Origin of the sequence: Brucella daejeonensis (assembly GCF_014199265.1) — a bacterium.
Taxonomy (GTDB): domain Bacteria; phylum Pseudomonadota; class Alphaproteobacteria; order Rhizobiales; family Rhizobiaceae; genus Brucella; species Brucella daejeonensis.
Genome location: NZ_JACIJG010000001.1, coordinates 91,433 through 107,223 on the forward strand (window position 1 = coordinate 91,433; position 15,791 = coordinate 107,223).

Sequence of the window (15,791 nt, forward strand, 5' to 3'; positions counted from 1 at the left end):
GACGGCCTCCATTGCATGAACATATGCTGCTTCAGTGGAATTGCAGCAAAAAGAAAGGCGGGTTTTCACCCGCCTTTCTAATCGGTTCACTTCTGTTTGGGAAGCTCTACGATAATTTCGTGTTCGCCGTCCGGCTTGATCGGCACGCCTTCTTCCGGCTTGCCGATCTTGCGACCATTGAGCCTGATCGCCCTGTCTTTAGCACCGGGGGCGCCCGCCACGACCTTCACGCGGTAGAGCGCCTCGCCGAAGCGAAGCTCCGCCTCGTAGCCGTCCCATTCCGGCGGCAGGGCCGGTTCGAGATGCAGGCGGTCGCCGCGCCGGGTCACGCCCAAAATGCCCTCGGTCGCCACACGATAGAACCAGCCCGCAGAACCGGTATACCAGGTCCAGCCGCCCTGCCCGCGACGCGGCTCGACGGAATAGATGTCGGCGGCGATCACATAAGGCTCGACACGATAGGTGTCCGGGTTGCGGCCATGACTGATCGGGCTGATGAGCGAGAACAGCTTCCACGCTTCCGCCGTCTTGCCCATGCGGGCCAGCGCCAGAATGGCCCAGGTTGCGCCATGCGTATACTGACCGCCATTCTCACGCACACCCGGCGGATAGCCCTTGATGTAACCCGGCTCCTGTACCGTCTTGTCGAAGGGCGGCGTGAAGAGACGCAGCAATTCGCCCTCTTCGTGCAGAAGCCGTTTTTCCAGCGATGCCATGGCTTGTTCGGCGCGCTCCGGCCTGGCGACGCCGGAAAGCACGCTCCACGACTGGGCGATGGCGTCGATCTGGCATTCGTCGCTATCCTTCGAACCGAGCGGCGCGCCGTTGTCGTAGAAACCGCGGCGATACCATTCGCCATCCCAGCCGTCGCGGTCGAGCGCCTCCGTCAGGCGGGCCAGATGCGCTTTCCATAGATCGACGCGCTTCGCGTCCTTGCGCGCTTCGGCAATCGGGATGAACTGACGCAGCGTATAGGCCAGGAACCAGCCGAGCCACACGCTTTCGCCCTCGCCCTTCACGCCGACGAGGTTCATGCCGTCGTTCCAGTCGCCGCCGAGGATCAAGGGCAGGCCGTGCCTGCCGGTGCGCGCCACCGCAAGATCGAGCGCCAGCGCGCAATGCTCGTAAAGGCTTGCCGTGTCTTCCGAAATTTCCGGCTCGTAGAAGGCATCGTGTTCGCCCTCTTCCAGCTTGCGGCCTTCGAGGAACGGCAGTTTCTCGTCGAGGATTGCACGGTCGCCGGTCGTCTCGACGTAAAGCGAGGTGCCATAGCCGAGCCAGACCACATCGTCCGAGATCAATGTGCGCACGCCCGCACCCGTGGCCGGAAGCCACCAGTGCTGCACATCGCCCTCCGGGAACTGGCGCGAGGCCGCGTTGAGGATCTGCGCCCGCGCCAGCGTTGGATCGACAAGCAGAAGCGCCAGCGTGTCCTGCAACTGGTCGCGGAATCCGAAGGCACCGCTGGCCTGATAGAAGGCAGCACGCGCCCAGATGCGGCAGGCGATGGCCTGATAGGGCAGCCACCCATTGACCATCAGGTCGAAAGCGGGATCGGGCGTCTTCACCTGAACACGGTCGAAGAGGCTTTTCCACCGGGTCTTGGCGGCCTTGAGCCGGTTATCGAAGGACGCCTTTCGGGATTGCGCGATCAGCGCCTTCGCTTGCGCCTGATCGGCGGTATTGCCGAGCAGGAAGACGAGTTCGCGCGCTTCGCCCGGCCCTACTTCGATGTCGAATGCAAGGGCCGCACACGGATCGCGCCCGGCTTCCACCGTCCCCGACAGCGCCTTGCCGGCCAGCACGACCTCCGGCCTGTCCACCGAACCGGTGGCGCCGATGAACTCGCTGCGGTCCGCCGTGACGGATTGCGGCTTTTCGGACGCCGCAAAGAAGGCGACCTGCCCGGATTTATCGGGATGATAGGGGTTGGCCGCGAAGAGCGCGCCTTCCGCCTCGTCCAGCGACGGCACGATGAAAGGCACGTTTCTGGCGCGGGCATTGCCCAGCACCCATTCGACATAACCATAGACGCGAAGCCTGCGCCTGGAGCGCCCCTTGTTGGTGACGGTCAGGCGCGACAGGCGCACCGGCTTTTCCCCGTCCACAATATGGGTGAGGTCAAGCGCCAGTTCGCCGTGCTGTGCCGTGAACGAGCTGTAGCCATGGCCGTGGCGGGCCTCATAGGTCACCGCTTCGTCACGCAGCACGCCTGCGGTGGGCGCAAAGGTGCGGCCCGTTTCGCGATCGAGGATATAGATCGCCTCGCCCGGCCGGTTCGTCACCGGATCGTTCGCCCATGGGGTGATCTGGTAATCGCGGCTGTTGCCCGCCCAGGTAAAGGCCGAGCCTTCCGCCGACACATGGAAACCGAAGGACGGGTTGGCGATGACGTTGATCCACGGATGCGGCGTGCTCATGCGGTTGTTGAGGCGCACGACATAGGAGCCGTCCTCCGCGAAACCGCCATAGCCGTTCCAGAAGCGCAGATCGTCGCCGGACGGCGCCGGACGTGTGGGCGCCGGTTTGACCACGGGCCTGACGACTGGCCGGCGTTCTTCCGCTCCGCGCTCGATAGCGACGGGAGCAAGCCCCGCCGCACCGAGCCCCTGCACGACAGCCTGTCCGTTGGTCGCGGTACGGGCATCGCTGCGCGCCGCCAGGTCGACGGTGATTTCCTCGCTGCGGCGCAACTGTTCGGCCAGCGAACCATTCTGCGCATGCATGACGATGCGCGCCGAGGCGAGCAGCGTATTGTAGCTTTCCTCGCTCATCTGGTCGCGGCGCACCGCGAAGATATGCGGCTGGTCGCCGCCGCGCGCCCGGAAGCCTTCCACGATCCAGTCGATGGCGCGCTGCGTGTCCTGTGCATAGGAGAAGGCGCGCTCGTTGACGGCCACCACATCGACGGTGAGGCCCTTGCCACGCCAGTATTCCTGGGCGCGGAGCACGCCGCGCAACACGTCGAGATCGGCTTCGTTGTCGATGCGCAGCGCGAATATCGGATGATCGCCCGAGATCGACATCGGCCACAGATCGGACTGCTTGCCGAGGCCGCTGGCGATGGTTTCCGGCGGCTGGCGCAGCGTGCGCTCGGGATAGAGCAGATAGGCGGCGACCTTCTGGTAATCGGCGGCTTCCGCCGGCTTGATGCCGATATGGTAGAGCTGAACCTGCGAACTGGTCCATGAGAGCGAATATTCGCGGGCGAAGGTTTCGGGATGGCGATGCGTCGCCACGGCGTGTTCCACCGCGTCGCGGCTGCCGCCCGCGAAGGTCCAGAAAACGAGGCTCACCTTCTTGTGCGCCGGAACGCGGACGCGGGTTCGCACCGAAGCGATCGGGTCGAGCACGCAGCCCTGGCTGCCGGTGAATTTCACGCCCGGATCGAAGGCCGCGGCATCGCGCAGGGAACGCCCGCGGCCGATAAAGGTGCCGCGATCGGTTTCGACCTCCGTTTCGCGGACCGAACCCGAGAGATCGGTCACGAAATGCGCGACATGGATATCCGGGTCGGATGGCGCGCGCTTGCGGCGCCTGGCATAGATGATGGAGCCGTTATCGGAGATTTCGGTTTCCACGAACATCTTGGCGAAGGCCGGATGGGCAGCGTCGCTGTCACTATCGTTCAGCACCAGTTCCGCATAGGACGTGACCTCGATCATCCGGTCATGGGCAGACGTGTTGATGATATCGAGCCTGCGGCCCTCGCCATCGGATTCCGAGGAGACGATCACTTCCATGACCGTCTTGATGTCTCCGGCGGTCTTGTAGAATTCCGCCTTGTCCTCGGTGAAGACCGTCTTGGTTTCCTCTTCGGGGTTGCGCACCGGTTCGCCGGTCGCCGACCACCAGTAGCCGCTTTCCATGTCGCGCAGGAACAGGAACGTGCCCTGCATGTCTTCCGACGCATCGGCGTGGAAGCGGGTGATGTCCCAGTTGTGCCAGCGGCTGTAGCCCGATCCGTTGGCCGTGACCATCAGCGCATATTGGCCGTTCGACATCATATGGGTGGTGCGCGGCGCCTTGAACGGAACGTCGACGATGCGCATCGGCGCGTCGTCGAAGCCGCCCGAATCCACGCGCATCGGGTTTTCCGTCTTGGCGTAGATCATCGGAATTTCGCGCGGCGCCTTTTCCTGCAACAGCAGTTCGGCGGCTTCGATCACCGGATCGGAATGGAAGCGCTCGCGCATCCGACCTTCGAAGATCACGTTGTTGACCGCAATGATCGCCATGCCATGATGGTGCGCATAGTAGTTCTTCACCACCGCGCAGGTTTCGCCCTCGCGGATGCGCGACGGCGTGAAATCCACCGAATCGTGGAAGCCATAGCGCCCGAGCGCGCCGAGCTTTTCCAGCCGCTTGAGGTTCGCCACCGCCGCTGCCGGCTGGTACTGCGCGGCAAGCAGGCTCGCATAGGGCGCGATGACCGCATTGCGCGACAGCCCGCGCTGGAGACCGAGGTTCGGCACACCGAAATTGGAATACTGGTAGTTCATATGCGCGTCGCGCGCATTGAACGCCGCTTCCGAAATGCCCCAGGGCAGGCCGCGCGAGGTTGCATAGTCGATCTGGCGCTGCACCACGAGCTTGTTGGTCTGGTCGAGGAGCGAACCGAGCGGCTCGGACATGACCAGCGGCGGCATCAGATATTCGAACATCGAGCCGGACCACGAGAGCAAGGCGCCCTTCCAGCCGACCGGCACCAGAAGACGGCCAAGCTTGAACCAGTGTTCCACCGGCACATCGCCCTTGGCGATGGCGAAGAGGCTCGCCAGGCGCGCTTCCGAGGCCAGAAGGTCGTAGCAGCTTTCGTCCAGTTCGTTTTCCTGCACGCGGAAACCGATGGAGAGCAGACGGCGTTCCTTTCGCTCAAGGAAGTCGAACTGCATGTCGAAGGCAAGCTGACGCGACCGCGTGGCCAGATCGCGCAGGCGTTCGCGCAGGATGTCGGTATTGTGCTCGCCCATGGAATCGTCGGTATGCGCCTTGCAGGTATCGACGAGGATATCGGCCCATCCCTTGGCCTCGGCGCTGGCGGGCGTGCCGACTTCGCCGTCGAGTTCGTCCATCAGGCGCACGATGTCGGTCGCGAAAAGCGACAGGTTGATCGTGCGGAACGAGGCCGTTTCCGGCTCATCCTTGATCGAGCGCACGGCGCGGCGGAAATTGGCGATGCGCTCTTCCAGACGGCGGCGCAGCGGACGCAGCACACGGCGGTCGTCCGGGATCGTCTCTATCGTTTCCTCCAGAATCTCGTTGACGTCGAGAATGCCGTCGAGATCGCCCTGCGTATAGACAGACGGCGCTTCCGCCCATTCTTCCAGGGCCGACGACAGCGTGACCAGATGGCCCGCCAGATTGCCGCTGTCGACCGCCGAAACATAGAGCGGGCGCATCGGCGTCAGCGTATGCGTTTCATACCAGTTGTAGAGATGGCCCTGATATTTCTCCATCTTTTCGAGCGTGCCGACCGTCGCCTCGATGCGGTCGAGCGTTTCGCCGAAACCGATCCAGCCGAAGTCGCGCGCGGAGACCACGGACAGGAGATAGACGCCGATATTGGTCGGCGACGTGCGCTGCGCGACGATGGGCGCCGGGTCTTCCTGGAAATTGTCCGGCGGCAGATGATTGTTTTCCTCATTCGAGAATTCGGCGAAATAGCGCCAGGTCCGGCGCGCATAGCGGCGCAGATCCGCCTTGTCGGAGGACAGGACCTCCAGCGTGTCCTGCGGCTTGGCGGAACGGCTGACGAGCCAGGCGATCAGCGGCGAGGCGAACCAGATCACCGCAAAGGGGGCCGCAATGATGGCCGCATGGCTTTTGGCAGCGAGCGGAATGAGGATCGCAAGCCCCGCAATGGCGATTGCAGACCACATGAGCTGGAAATAATAAAGCAGCGTATCGGGCGAGGCCCCGGCCTGCGCCGCCGTGCGCCATTCCAGAAGATTGCGGCGCGAGACGAACAGGCGGTAGACCGTGCGCGCGGTGGCGTCGGCCATCAGGAATGCCGAATGGGCGACGAAAGTGGTGCGCAGCGCCACATCCGCCGTGCCGAGCGCGACGTCGGTCAGGACCGACTGCGCATGGCCTTTCAGCGAATAGTCCATGCTCACCGGAATGAGGTTCGTGACAATGCCGAAGGTCGGCGCCACGAACATCGAAAGCAGAAGGAAGCCCTGCCAGACAGCGGCAGGCCCCAGCGGCAGCACGGACCAGCCGACAATGGCCGCGATCAGCCACAGGATCGGGTTGAGCGACCGGCGCAGATTGTCCACCATCTTCCAGCGCGTCACCGCGCTGACACCGGCATTGGCCGAGAACAGCCATGGCAGGAGCTGCCAGTCGCCACGCGCCCAGCGATGGTGGCGCGACACGTCTACATTGTAGCCGGTCGGATAATCCTCGACCACCTCGACATCGCTGACGAGGGCCGCGCGGGCATAGCCGCCTTCGAGCAGGTCGTGGCTGAGCAGCGTGTTTTCCGGCACACGGCCCTTCAGCGCCGCTTCGAAGGCGTCGATATCGTAAAGCCCCTTGCCGGTGAAGGTGCCTTCACCGAGCAGGTCCTGATAGGTATCGGACACGGCGAAGACGTAAGGATCGATGCCGCGATTGACCGAAAAGACGCGTTGCAGGAACGAAGCCTCGTCGCCGGTTGTGAGCGACGGGGTGACACGCGGCTGAAGGATGCCGTAGCCGCGCACGACCTTGCCGGACTTTTCGTCGATGACCGGGCGGTTGAGCGGATGGCTGAGCTTGCCCGCCAGGTGCGTGACCGCCTCCGGCGTCAGGCGCGTATCGGCGTCGAGCGTCATCACATATCTGACGTCCCGCGGCAGGCGCTCGTCGGCGGGGAAGAAGCTCGTATCCTGATCGCCGCGCAAGAGCAGGTTCAGTTCGTGCAGCTTGCCGCGCTTGCGCTCCCAGCCCATCCAGCAATTCTGTTTCTCGTTGAACAGGCGGCGGCGGTGCAGAAGGAAGAAACGCGGCTGGTCCTCGCCGGTATAATGCTCGTTGAGCTTGGCGATCTCCTCACGCGCATATTCGTAGATTTCCATATCCGCAGGCGTGATTTCCTGCCTGGCGTCGGTCCAGTCGCTGACCAGCGCGAAGTAAATCTCGCCGCGCGGATTGGTGAGGTAATGAACTTCGAGATTGCGAATCTGCTCGTCGATGGAATCGCGCGAGGTGATGAAGGTCGGCACGGCGACCAGCGTGCGCGCTTCCGCGGGCAGTCCTTCCTTGTATTCGAAGCCGATCAGGCGCGTCGGCTGCACGAACCAGGGCACCAGCGCATTGAACAGCGAATAGGATGCATCCATCGCCGGGAAGACCGCCAGAAGCGTGAACAGCGTGCGAAGATCGGTCGAAAGACCGGCGCGGATCATGCAGTAATTGACGAGCAGAAGAATGAGGACCGTGAAAATGGCGGTCGGAATGAAAAGGCCGAGCAGGCCGAGACTGCGATAGAAACGCAAGCCCCTGACACCGAAGGGCGCCTTGTATCCGCAGACCTTTTCCAGTTCCCTGCGACCGTCGCCCGAAAGATAATAGGCTATCGACCCCTTGCCTCCGGCTTCGGGATGTCCCGCCTCCTCGGCGCGCTTGCCGTCGCCCGCAAGATTGAGCGCCGCCCAGGTGATGTCGATTTCGCTCATGTCCGAATAGCGGGCGAGCTTTTCGATGGTCACGCGATAGGCGTTGCGGGAGCGGAAATCCAGAAGCTCGAAATCGCTGTGGTCGCGCAGGATCGCATCGACCTCGTTGACCGTCTCGAACCAGGTTTCCCAGTCTACATCGTCGATGGATTTGAGCGAACGGATGACATTGCCCATCGTCACGCCGCCGGTGGACTGGCGGGCATGTTCCTCGACGATGGCGTCTTCCGGGTTGCTGCCCTCCTCGTGCAGAATGCGCTCCAGCCAGCTTGCAGCCGCCGTGGTGTCGGTGGAGGCCGAACGCAGGCGATAGAGAAGATGCGTGGAGAACGTGCTGTCGCGGGCGGCACCCGCATATTGCGCCAGAACCGTCTCCAGTTCGGACGCGTCCGCCGCGACCACGATACGGTCGGCAGCGGTATTGGCGAGATTGCGCATGATGCGCGCGCGATCGACGCGCATGGCCAGACGGCGCGCATTCTCGATCAGGAAATAGCGGACCGCCGACGGCAGCGCCCACAATTCACCGATCTTGAGCGGCTCGACGGTCTGGAAACCCTTGACGATGGCGGTGAGCGTCTTCAGAGAGAAGTTGCTGTCGGTATGGGCGACATAGAGCCAGGCCAGCGCGAAAATGCGCGGCATCCCCTCGTAATTCTCGGCCGGGGCCTTGTAGAGCGGCAGTTGCCGGATGAAGCGGCGCGGCAGGTCGCGGCGGGCCTGCTGGACGTTCTTGTCGATCTGATAGTGATTGTCGAGCAGCCATTGTGCGGCAGGCGTGATCGTCTCGCCCGCGCGTGACGCGGCGTCGGAAGCGCGATAGGCGTGCAGGATCAGCTTGCCGTTTTCAGACAGGCGCTGATCGAAGGGGAAGGGAATATAGCCCGGCAGCGGAATGTCTTCACCCCGCGCCACGGCGGCGGCGAGCGCGCCCAACTCTTCCTCGGTCTGGTAAGGGGCGCGGATGGGAGCGGGCTGCTCAGGCGGAAGCTGGCCCGTCCCCTGGCCCGCTCCATTGGGTCCGCTGGATCTCGGTTCCATCGAACTTTCCCGCTTGGGTGGATTGGGCGACTTATTCTCGGTAGAGGTTGAACTGGAGAGCGAAGAAGACAATTCCGGCATCTGCCTTAACAGCCTTTCCGAAGGAAATGAGTTATCTGCGGCGGGTGGATACTGAATTTCACCTCAGGAAACGGCAGTATCCATGATCGGTTCCATGAATGTCGACCGCATTTGGCTAAAATGCGACGGCGCAATGTGCTGAACTTCAAACCGTTTAAATCGCAACGCACAATTCTTTCCGCCCATTAATGTTGCGTTATGAACCGGCCTATTTTTTGCAAGCCTAACATATTGAAAATATAAATAATACTACCGCGCACAACGTGCCTGAAAATTCCGGCGCGGCGCACAAAGCCCCGCCCGGTGCGGAAAATTCCCTGGGTGCCGGCCAGGGAACGACCGGCACCGCCTTTCGCTCCCGATCGTTTTTCGCTCCCCATCGTTTTTCGCTCCAATGACGTCAGCCAGCCGGAAAGAGCTTCCAGTAGCGCGGGCGGAAAGCGATGCGGCTTTTTTCCGCCGCCGGATGTTCGGCTGGAATTTCGATCTCGATGCGCGTGCGCGCGCCGCCGACCTCCAGTTCGACACGCCGCTTGCCGCCGGAGCGGCGGCTTGCCACCACGGTTCCGGCAATGCAGCCGCCGCAACCGTCGAGCAATTCCACATCGTGCGGGCGGAAGAAAAGCTGCGCGTCACCGTCGGCCATATCATCGACCGTCAGGCCGATCTTGCGGTCAACAAGCCAGATCTCGCCATTTTCCACCCGCACCGGCAGGGTGCTGGATTCGCCGATGAAGCCGTAGACGAAAGGCGAATTCGGGTCGTCATAGACCTCGTCCGGCGTACCGATCTGCTCGATACGGCCCTGGCTCATCACCACCACGCGGTCGGCCAGTTCCAGCGCCTCGTCCTGATCGTGCGTCACGAATACCGTCGTATGACCGGTCTTGTCGTGGATTTCGCGCAGCCAGCGGCGCAGTTCCTTGCGCACAAGCGCATCGAGCGCGCCGAAAGGCTCGTCGAGAAGCAGGACCTTCGGCTCGATGGCCATGGCGCGGGCAAGCGCGACACGCTGGCGCTGGCCACCCGAAAGCTGGGCCGGATAGCGCTTTTCCAGCCCCTGCAACTGCACCAGATCGAGCAGTTCCAGAGCGCGGCCGCGAATCTTGTCGGCGGGCGGGCGTGTCGCGCCGGGACGCACCTTGAGGCCGAAGCCGATATTGTCGGCCACCGTCATATGGCGGAACAGCGCATAATGCTGGAACACGAAGCCGACATTGCGCTCCTGAACGCTTTTCTGCGAGGCATCTTCGTCACCGAAGAAAATCGTGCCTTCGGTCGGGGTTTCCAGCCCGGCGATCAGGCGCAAAAGCGTGGTCTTGCCGGAGCCGGAAGGTCCGAGCAATGCGATCAATTCGCCGGAGCGTATATCCAGCGACACGTTATGCAAGGCCGGAAAGCGAGCGAACTCCTTACGCACACCGGCAACACGAACTTCCATTCCCATTCCTTTCATCTGCCGCAGCAAAGCTCGATGAGTTCCATTCATCGAGCTTTGGTATTACGGCTTTCAGTGTCCATTTCCGCTACCGGCCAGTTCATCGCCATAGCGCAGTTCAAGCACGGCCTTGAGGGCCAGTGTCAGGAGCGCCAGAAAGGCCAGCAGCGACGCCACCGCGAATGCAGCGACGAAGTTATATTCATTATAGAGAATTTCCACATGCAGCGGCATCGTATTGGTGAGACCGCGAATGTGTCCAGAGACAACGGAAACGGCGCCGAATTCGCCCATGGCGCGCGCATTGCAGAGCAATACGCCATAGAGAAGCCCCCATTTGATGTTGGGCAGCGTCACGTAGCGAAAGGTCTGCCAGCCATTGGCGCCAAGCGAGATTGCCGCCTCCTCATCGCCCGTTCCCTGTTCCTGCATCAGCGGGATCAGTTCGCGCGCAACAAAGGGAAACGTCACGAATACCGTTGCCAGCACGATGCCCGGCACGGCGAACAATATTTCGATCCCGTGCCGCGACAGCCACGGCCCGAGCAGGCTGTGACTGGAGAAAAGCAGCACGAAAACAAGACCGGAAATCACCGGCGACACGGAAAAAGGCAGATCGATCAGGGTCGTCAGCAGCGCCTTGCCCCGGAATTCGAATTTGGCGATGGCCCATGCGGCCGCGATACCGAAAAAGAGATTGAGCGGTACGGCGACGACGGCAACCGTCAATGTCAGCCTGATCGCGGCCCAGGCATCCGGCTCGACCAGCGCCGCCAGATATTCGCCCGCCCCCTTGCGGAAGGCTTCCACGAAAACCGCGATCACCGGCAGGATGAGGAACAGCGCCAGAAAAGCGAGCGCAAGCGCGATCAGCAAGATGCGCACGGCCGGGCTTTCGGTGACAGCGCTTCGGCTGCCGCGAAAGGCGGAATGCACGGCTTCATTCGCCATGGCCGTATCTCCTCCGTGTCCACGCCTGGATGAGATTGATGAAAAACAACATCGCAAAAGAAAGGGCCAGCATCACCACCGCGAGCGCGGTCGCGCCGGCATAATCATATTCCTCCAGCTTGATGACGATCAGAAGCGGCGCGATTTCCGAGACATAGGGCGTATTGCCCGCAATGAAGATGACCGAACCATATTCGCCGACACCGCGCGCGAAGGCCAGCGCGAAGCCGGTCAGGATGGCAGGTTGCAGGCTTGGCAACAGGACGCGCCAGACGGTCTGGAAACGCGATGCGCCGAGCGTGGCGGCCACTTCCTCCACCTCACGGCTGATTTCCGCCATGATCGGCTGCACCGTACGCACCACGAAAGGCAGGCCGACGAAGATCAGGGCAATAACGATGCCCGTGCGCGAAAAGGCGACTCGGATGCCGAAAGGTTGCAGCAGGCTGCCGATCCAGCCATTCGGCGCATAGATCGCGGCAAGCGCGATACCGGCCACCGCCGTCGGCAGCGCGAAGGGAATATCGACGATCGCATCGACAAACCGACGGCCCGGAAAACGATAGCGCACCAGAACCCAGGCCAGAATGACGCCGAAGACGACATTGACGAGCGCGGCGGCAAAGGCGGTCCCGAAGCTGGTTTCGAGCGCCTTGAGCGTGCGCTCGTCGGTGACGAGCCGCCAGAAGCCGGTAAAACCCACCTCGGTGGAGCGCAGCACCAGCGCGGCCAGCGGAATGAGAATGAGAAGGGTCAGATAGGCAACACTAAAGCCGAAGGTCAGCCCGAAACCGGGAATGACGCTCGGCTTTCTGAAGTGCGCCCCTGCTCTGGCCCGTGCAGGGAACGAAGACATGGCTTGACCGATTCCCTCTTTTATTTGCCGGGCTTGTAGATCTGGTCGAAGGTTCCCCCATCACCGAAATGATAGGGCTGAGCCTTGGCCCATCCGCCGAAAATCGGATCATCGATTGTCACCAGCGTCAAGTCGGGAAACTTGCGCTGCTTGTCGGCCGGGATGATTTCGGGCTTCGACGGGCGATAGAAATGCCTGGCGGCAAGCGCCTGCCCCTCCGGCGAATAGAGATATTCCAGATAGGCCTGCGCAAGCCTAGTGGTGCCGTTTTCCCCGGCATTCCTGTCCACCACGGCGACCGGCGGTTCGGCCAGAATGGATTGTGGCGGGACGACGATGTCGAATGCATCATCGCCGAATTCCGCGACCGAGAGATAGGCTTCGTTTTCCCACGCCAGAAGCACGTCGCCAAGCTGGCGCTGCACGAAAGTGGTGGTTGCACCGCGTGCGCCGGTGTCGAGCACGGGCACATGGCGGAACAGTTGGGCGATGTAATCCTTTATCTTCCCCTCGTCGCCGTCATACTGCCTGTAGGCCCAGGCCCATGCGGCGAGATAGTTCCAGCGCGCGCCGCCGGAGGTCTTCGGGTTCGGCGTAATGACCTCCACGCCGTCCTTCACCAGATCGCCCCAGTCCCTGATGCCCTTCGGGTTGCCCTTGCGCACGAGGAAGACGATGGTGGACGTATAGGGCGAGGAATTGTTGGGCAGGCGCTTGCGCCAGTCCTTGGAGATCTTGCCTGAAAGCCCGGCGATGGCGTCGATATCGCTTTCGAGCGCCAGCGTGACCACATCGGCCCTGATGCCGTCGATCACCGAACGGGCCTGCTTGCCCGATCCGCCATGAGAGACGCGGATGGTGACGTTTTCGCCCGTTTCCGCCTTCCAGTGTGCAGCGAAAGCCGCGTTGTAATCCTTGTAGAGCTCACGCGTCGGATCGTATGATACATTCAGAAGCGTCTGATCCGCATGGCTTGCCTGAACGGTTCCAGCCAGCGAAGCCGCTGCGATGAAAGCCGCGAGGGTAAGCGAAAATCTCGATATCTTCATGACCGCCTCCATGTTTCACTGGCCAATGACAATATCAGAGCTTGCCGACGTCAGGATGCCACAAGCCGGTCGCCAATCGAAACGATTTCGAAAAATCTGCTCACCATAGGCGATAATCCGGAAATGATTTTTCCGCCCGCCCGACAGAGCAGGCCGGGACCGAATATCCGAAGCACGTTCCGATCCGATTGAATGAGCCCACGGAAACAACCCCAATAAATTCAGCCATATACCCAAACGGGTGAGGCCCGGAGTGGGGTTGCGGGGGGCAAGTTTCATCCGGGCCTCCGCCAGTCTGACGACCGGCAGACGAACAACGGACGAAACCTGTTTCGGTTGCAATGAAATCGGCCGTCGCGAGTTTTTTTCGCGCTTGCCTGCCCTTCAGTGCCTGCCCTTCAGTACCTGGCAGGATCAGGGAACGAGATAATGCCTGTCCCACTGGTTCCGGGGCACTTCAGCGCCGATATTGTAGCGGAAGGACACGATATTGATATGTTCCTCGTCTGTCTTGCAGACGAAGGAAAGCCTGTACCAATGCTCGCGGCTGCGGAATGCCGCGCCGTCGGCCTTGATGGAATTCTTTCTGGTCACCGGATCGGAGAAGGCGTAGGCCAGAACCTTGTCGACCGAATATTTCTTCTGTTCCCGGCTGATGCGCTCCATGGCTTCCACGTCGCAGCGCTGTTCCAGCCGGGTTGCGAGGTCGAGCCTTTCGAGCTGGGCCTTTTCAGAGGCATTCATCGCAAAAGACGGAGAGACCCCCGTCACTATTGTGACAAGGCTGACAATAGCGGACGCGAGCAACGATACGGATATGAATTTCATTGGACTTTCGGGCACCCCTGAGGCAATCGCATTTCGGATCGCGATATTAATCGCGATTTTTCACGCTGTACCGATCATCACCGGAAAGTGACCGAAGACCAGCGTTAAAAAGCGCCGTCCCCAAATTTTGCCCGATCAACTATCCGAGCCGGTTGTGTTCAACCCTTCGACATAGGTGCGGTTGCGGCCTTCCTTCTTGGCGGCATAGAGAATCTTGTCGGCCCGGTCGACCACCTGCCAGAGATCGCCGCCTTCGTTCAGGCGCGCGCAGCCCAGGCTGCAGGTAACGCTCGCATCCTTCGACAGGCGCACAAAGCGATGCGTCCCGATGCTCGTCCGCACCCGTTCCAGAAGCTGGAAAACATTGTCCGGGTGCATGTCTTCGACAAAGATCACGAATTCCTCGCCGCCGGTGCGGGCGATCAAAGGGTGTTCGCCAATGGTTTTGCGGACGATACCGGCAAATTCCCTGAGAACCATGTCGCCCGCCGCATGACCATAGGCATCGTTCAGGGCCTTGAAATAATCGATATCGCAGACCGCGATCCAGCCGGATCGTCCCTTTTTCGTCTGCGAAAGCGCCCCATAGCGCTCCTCCAGACCGCGCCGATTGAGAAGCCCGGTCAGGGGGTCGCTGTCGCGTTCGTGCACCAGTTCGTCGATCCGGTCGTAACCTGCCGCCGCCAGCAGCACGAAACCCGTGATGACGGCCGCCACCGCGGTCGAGAACACCGTCCATTGCCAGAAAACCGTCATGGCGAAATTGTCGGCGCCCAGTTCGCCGAGCAGCGAGCGCGCCGTCAGAAGCGTCCGCGGGACGAATTGCAGCGCCACCAGAACGAGCATGGCCAGAAGCAGCTTGTCCACCAGCGCACCCTTCAAGAGAGAACGCACCCGCCATGCGAAGAACAGAATCAGCGCCGCCATGCCCAGGTTCAGCACGTAGACCCGCTCCAGAAGCCTGGACTCGACATAGCAGAAATATGCGACGCCGCCGACGATCACGGCGAAGCTCAGAATATAAAACCCGGCGGAAAGGCGCAGATCGCTGCGCAGCAGCACGCCATGGCCGCCGGCGAGCGTGCCGCCGATATAGAACGCCGCCGAAAGCACTGTATTGAGCCTGTCCTCCGATGGCAGATCGCCAAGCTGGATCAGCAATGCGATGCCGATGAGCAGAAAACATGCACCGCAGGACAGCAGGAACTGGCGGCCGCGATCCGACAACCATGCCGCGAAGAAGGCAAAGGAAAAAAGCAGCAAAACGACAGGCAGTACGAATTTCATGTAAACCGGGTGCAAATCACAATTTGTGGGAGAAACCTTATCGCCTTCTCTAGAGAAAATTACAATTGAGTAAAGTGTATTCCGCTTATGAAACAACCACGTGTCACTCGCGCCCTGCGTGTCCGTGCCGCTTCGCGTCAGCGCTTTCCCACTTGATTTCATCGGGCCGTCCGTGTTTCTAGCCTGTCAGAGCGCATCCCGAAAAATGTGAAACGATTTTCGGAATTGTTGCGGTCCGTTGCAAAATGGACGCCAATGGCAGTCCCGCCGCGAAAGGAAGAGAGATGAAGCCCGTATTCCTGCAACTGCAGTGCACCCCCGGCAAAACCTATGAGGTTGCCGATACGCTCTTTCAGCGCGAGATCGTCTCGGAACTTTATTCCACCAGCGGCGAATTCGACCTTCTGGCCAAGATCTACATCGCCGAAGATCAGGATATCGGCAAGTTCATCAATGAGAACGTGCTCGACATTCCCAATATCATCCGCTCGCTGACCACGCTGACCTTCACGGCGTTTTGAAACCAGCCTTGTTTCGCTGCTGTGTATCGGCCCGGTATCGGAGCCGGTAAAGACTTGATTCACCATTACGGGATT

The 15,791-nt window shown here is 61.3% G+C and carries 9 protein-coding genes; 1 reads left to right on the plus strand and 8 read right to left on the minus strand.

The features are described from left to right. Positions 1 to 86: 86 nt before the first annotated feature. From FHS76_RS00445 to FHS76_RS00480, 8 genes are all read right to left on the minus strand, one after another. On the minus strand, positions 87 to 8,705 hold the full coding sequence (locus tag FHS76_RS00445; RefSeq protein WP_183646468.1) for a GH36-type glycosyl hydrolase domain-containing protein: 8,619 nt from the start codon (positions 8,703 to 8,705) through the stop codon (positions 87 to 89). Positions 8,706 to 9,186: 481 nt separating this feature from the next. Then, the gene (locus FHS76_RS00450; RefSeq protein ID WP_183646471.1) at positions 9,187 to 10,227 is read right to left on the minus strand and encodes a sulfate/molybdate ABC transporter ATP-binding protein; all 1,041 of its coding nucleotides are present in this window, start codon (positions 10,225 to 10,227) and stop codon (positions 9,187 to 9,189) included. Between the two features lie 69 nt (positions 10,228 to 10,296). Next, positions 10,297 to 11,175, minus strand: a complete 879-nt coding sequence (cysW, locus tag FHS76_RS00455; RefSeq protein ID WP_183646474.1) for a sulfate ABC transporter permease subunit CysW — start codon at positions 11,173 to 11,175, stop codon at positions 10,297 to 10,299. Beyond that, positions 11,165 to 12,031: a sulfate ABC transporter permease subunit CysT gene (cysT, locus tag FHS76_RS00460; protein WP_183646477.1), complete on the minus strand. Its 867-nt coding sequence runs from the start codon at positions 12,029 to 12,031 to the stop codon at positions 11,165 to 11,167. Before cysT ends, cysW begins: the two co-directional genes overlap by 11 nt. A 20-nt stretch (positions 12,032 to 12,051) precedes the next feature. Then, positions 12,052 to 13,080, minus strand: coding sequence for a sulfate ABC transporter substrate-binding protein (locus tag FHS76_RS00465; protein WP_183646480.1), 1,029 nt, complete (start codon positions 13,078 to 13,080; stop codon positions 12,052 to 12,054). A 15-nt stretch (positions 13,081 to 13,095) separates the two neighbouring features. Further along, positions 13,096 to 13,359, minus strand: a complete 264-nt coding sequence (locus FHS76_RS00470; protein ID WP_183646483.1) for a hypothetical protein — start codon at positions 13,357 to 13,359, stop codon at positions 13,096 to 13,098. 135 nt (positions 13,360 to 13,494) lie between these two features. Next, a complete protein-coding gene (locus FHS76_RS00475) occupies positions 13,495 to 13,824 on the minus strand; it encodes a DUF930 domain-containing protein (RefSeq protein ID WP_235992531.1) in 330 nt (109 codons plus the stop codon). A 219-nt stretch (positions 13,825 to 14,043) separates the two neighbouring features. After that, complete coding sequence (locus FHS76_RS00480; protein ID WP_183646489.1) at positions 14,044 to 15,195, minus strand: GGDEF domain-containing protein; 1,152 nt, start codon at positions 15,193 to 15,195, stop codon at positions 14,044 to 14,046. Positions 15,196 to 15,479: 284 nt separating this feature from the next. Between FHS76_RS00480 and FHS76_RS00485 the strand changes: the two genes are divergently transcribed. Then, positions 15,480 to 15,716: an Lrp/AsnC ligand binding domain-containing protein gene (locus FHS76_RS00485; RefSeq protein ID WP_183646492.1), complete on the plus strand. Its 237-nt coding sequence runs from the start codon at positions 15,480 to 15,482 to the stop codon at positions 15,714 to 15,716. Positions 15,717 to 15,791: the final 75 nt, after the last annotated feature.

What these genes read in the sequence shown, in the direction of transcription:
- cysT (WP_183646477.1), bottom strand. Translation starts at nt 12,031, where the DNA reads ATGTCTTCGTTCCCTGCACGGGCCAGAGCAGGGGCGCACTTCAGAAAG.
- FHS76_RS00485 (WP_183646492.1), top strand. Translation starts at nt 15,480, where the DNA reads ATGAAGCCCGTATTCCTGCAACTGCAGTGCACCCCCGGCAAAACCTAT.
- cysW (WP_183646474.1), bottom strand. Translation starts at nt 11,175, where the DNA reads ATGGCGAATGAAGCCGTGCATTCCGCCTTTCGCGGCAGCCGAAGCGCT.
- FHS76_RS00480 (WP_183646489.1), bottom strand. Translation starts at nt 15,195, where the DNA reads ATGAAATTCGTACTGCCTGTCGTTTTGCTGCTTTTTTCCTTTGCCTTC.
- FHS76_RS00470 (WP_183646483.1), bottom strand. Translation starts at nt 13,359, where the DNA reads ATGAAACTTGCCCCCCGCAACCCCACTCCGGGCCTCACCCGTTTGGGT.
- FHS76_RS00475 (WP_235992531.1), bottom strand. Translation starts at nt 13,824, where the DNA reads ATGAATGCCTCTGAAAAGGCCCAGCTCGAAAGGCTCGACCTCGCAACC.
- FHS76_RS00465 (WP_183646480.1), bottom strand. Translation starts at nt 13,080, where the DNA reads ATGAAGATATCGAGATTTTCGCTTACCCTCGCGGCTTTCATCGCAGCG.
- FHS76_RS00445 (WP_183646468.1), bottom strand. Translation starts at nt 8,705, where the DNA reads ATGGAACCGAGATCCAGCGGACCCAATGGAGCGGGCCAGGGGACGGGC.
- FHS76_RS00450 (WP_183646471.1), bottom strand. Translation starts at nt 10,227, where the DNA reads ATGGAAGTTCGTGTTGCCGGTGTGCGTAAGGAGTTCGCTCGCTTTCCG.